Genomic DNA, 3,040 nt, shown 5'->3' with positions numbered 1-3,040 from the left:
CATGAGGCTTATGCCGTCACACGACCTGGGCCGAGTGAGGAAGGCGCCTCCTGCTGCCAGCGTCGAGGGCACAAAGAAAACCCGGCTCCAAAGCGCGAATGCCTGAACAGTCGAATTGGCACACAAGTTGCTGATCGCCAGATGTCATCAGCCGCTTCCCCGCTTTCAATCCTGTTGATGGTTGCCAATGCAGCCTTCAGCCCTTCAGGAGCACTCCATGAAACGTCGTCACGTCCTGGCCGCCGGCATCTCTGCCCTGACCGCTCCAGCATGGACAAGCGCCCAAAGCGCCTGGCCTTCGCGTGGGCCGATCAGACTGGTCGCGCAATTCCCACCGGGCGGTCTGGTTGATACCGTGTCACGCATGATGGCGCCGCACCTGTCACAGGCGCTGGGCCAGACCGTYGTGGTGGAAAACCGCGCGGGTGCGGGCGGCCTGATCGGCACCGACTACGTGTCCAAGCAGCCCGCCGACGGCTACACCCTGCTGGTCAGCCATGCGTCGGTGCACATCTATGCCACAGCCACCCGCAAAGTCATGCCCTTTGACCCGGTGAATGATTTTTCTCACATGGGCATGCTGGTTGAAGCGCCCATGGTGCTGCTGGTGCGGGCGCAGTCGCCCTTCCAGACGCTGGAGCAATACCTGGCTGCCGCCAGAACCCGGCCTGTGCGTTATGGCTCATCGGGCATCGGTTCTGCCAATCACTTGTTTGGTGAAATGCTCAAGATTGAAGGCAAGGCGCCCCAACACGACCACATCCCCTACCAAGGCAGCGCACCGGCCATGCAAGACCTGCTGGGCGGGCAGATCGACAGCCTGCTCGATCCCATCACCACCAACGTGGCCCAGCTCAAGGCCGGGTCCCTGCGCGCGCTGGCTGTCTCCACCCCCAGCCGCCTGCCGGCACTTCCCAACATTCCGACTTTTGCCGAGCTCGGCTTTCCCAAGCTGACGGGGTCCCAGTGGTTGGGCTTGTCAGCACCCAAAGGCCTGCCTGCGCCCGTACTTGCGCGGCTGACGGCACTGATCCCTGAAATTCTCGCCAAACCGGACATCGCAGCCAGACTGGAAGAAATTCAGACCCTGCCGCGCAAGAATGCGGTGGTCGGCACCGAGTTCGTTCAGTTGATCAATTCGCAGATCGACACCTGGCGCAGCGTGGCCAAGCTGGCCAACGTCGAGGTGATAACATGATTTTTCCGGCAACGACAGCCGCAGGAGCACCCTGATTGAACAGCACCAAGGCCTTTTCCAGCGATACGGCAAGCGCTGCCGATGTGGTCAATGAGTTTCTCCGGCTCATCATGCTTCCTGACCCGGTGGCCGCCAGCCGGTTCACGGCACCCGGCATGAAGATTCTTTTCACCGGTGGCCGGGCCATGAGCGCCCCCGCTGAGTGCACCAAATTTAATGCATCGCGCTACAAATGGGTGAAAAAAAGGATTGAGCGCACCGAAACGGTTGCCGCCGGCTCTAGCGGCTCCGCCCCCGACGAAGCGGTGGTCTACAGCCTGGGAACCCTGTATGGAGAATGGCCTGACGGAACGCCTTTCGAAGGCAACCGCTATGTGGACCGCTATGTCGTCAAAAGCGGGCTGATCACACACATGGACGTGTGGAACGACAGCGCCGAATGGCTGCTGGTGCGGGCAGGCCTGGCTGTGCTGTGATCAGCTGATGGCGGCAAGCTACAGCGGCGCCCTGCCGACGCACAATCGCTTTGACTACCAGGCGATCAACCAGCGCAAACCTTATCGTTGGCCCAACGGCGCTGGTCTGGCTGTCTACCTGGGTTTCAACATCGAGCACTTTGCCTTCGGCGAGGGCATGGGTGCCACCATCGGCCCGGCCAGCCCGCAGCCGGATGTCCTGAACTACAGCTGGCGCGAGTACGGAAACCGCGTGGGCAGCTGGCGCTGCCTCGAGCTGTTTGACAGCCTGGGCCTGCCGGCGGCCGCCCTGATCAACACCGCACTGTATGAACACTGCCCCGAGCTGGTGGCTGCCTGCGTAGCGCGCGGCGATGAACTGGTCGGCCATGGCCACACCAACGCCGAACGCCAGGCCGCCATGAGTGAAGCGGACGAAAGCAGCCTGCTGGTGCAGTGCCGCACGCGCATGCAACAGGAGAGCGGCCAGTCCCCCGCCGGGTGGCTTTCACCGTGGATTTCGGAAAGCCTGCATACCCCTGACCTGCTCGCTGAAAGCGGCTACGGCTACACCCTGAACTGGTGCCACGACGACCAGCCGCTGCCAATGCGCACCCGCAGCGGAAAGGCTTTGTGGGCCGTGCCTTACCCGCAGGAACTCAATGACATCCCGATGATCATTGCGCGTCAGATGGACGGCAAAGACTTTGCGCAGATGATCATCGATCAGCTTGATGAGATGCTGGAGCAATCGCAGGCCAGCAGTTCAGCACCACTGGTGATGGGCATTGCACTGCACCCCTACATCGTCGGCCAGCCTTACCGCCTGCGCCACCTGCGGCGCGCGCTTCAGCATGTCGCCGCCGCACGTGACCGGGGCCAGGTCTGGATGAGCACGCCGGGCGATATCTTCCGGCACGCCGTACAGATGGCCGCGTGAGCGGCCCCTGAAAGAGGCGCTCGTGTGCGCGCCGGAGCGCGGGCAGAGGCTTTTGCTTATTACGCGCAGGAGCTGGTGGAGCTTGAGCTGAATGTCCGCGCGAAAGGCACAGCGCTGGAGTCGCCCGGTGTACGCCCTGAGGTTCACGTAAAGCGAGTTGGCTATTAAATTGATAGCTGTTTGCGCAGTATTTACTGGCCTTGCAGTCAATTTTTACTTCGGTATATCGGGTATTGAGCCTCTGCCGCACCGCTGGCCGCGTTTTGCCGGGCAGCCGGTGCCGAAAACTTTCGGCATGCGGCCTTTGGTTATCATCCACTTCGGAGTGGAGTTCGACATAACAAGAGGGGCAGGCGCCATGTTCTACTGGATTTACGACATACCCAACTGGGTGCTGGCGCTGCTTTTTTGCGCCGTCTGCCTGGCCTACACGTGGGGCTGTCTGCT

4 protein-coding genes are annotated in these 3,040 nt (G+C 61.7%); all 4 read left to right on the top strand.

Translation table 11 applies throughout. The features are described 5' to 3' along the window. The first annotated feature begins 217 nt into the window (after positions 1-217). Positions 218-1,198 (top strand): Bug family tripartite tricarboxylate transporter substrate binding protein, encoded by a 981-nt coding sequence (locus tag AC1DWI_RS18005; protein ID WP_477669272.1) that lies wholly within the window; start codon positions 218-220, stop codon positions 1,196-1,198. Between the two features lie 110 nt (positions 1,199-1,308). After that, a complete protein-coding gene (locus tag AC1DWI_RS18000; protein ID WP_477669614.1) occupies positions 1,309-1,674 on the top strand; it encodes a nuclear transport factor 2 family protein in 366 nt (121 codons plus the stop codon). 7 nt (positions 1,675-1,681) lie between these two features. Continuing rightward, entirely contained in the window at positions 1,682-2,593 is a 912-nt protein-coding gene (locus AC1DWI_RS17995; RefSeq protein WP_477669271.1) for a polysaccharide deacetylase family protein, read from the top strand. Positions 2,594-2,750: 157 nt separating this feature from the next. Continuing rightward, positions 2,751-3,040: hypothetical protein (locus AC1DWI_RS17990; protein WP_477725357.1), on the top strand; the 290-nt coding region annotated here is incomplete at its 3' end.

Source organism: Polaromonas sp. P3_C2, assembly GCF_056402675.1.
Note: the sequence above shows the minus strand (reverse complement) of the source record. Positions and strands in the feature narration are given on the sequence as shown.

Coding starts and splice junctions, on each gene's coding strand:
- AC1DWI_RS18000 (WP_477669614.1), top strand. CDS start 1,309: ATGCTTCCTGACCCGGTGGCCGCCAGCCGGTTCACGGCACCCGGCATG.
- AC1DWI_RS17995 (WP_477669271.1), top strand. CDS start 1,682: ATGGCGGCAAGCTACAGCGGCGCCCTGCCGACGCACAATCGCTTTGAC.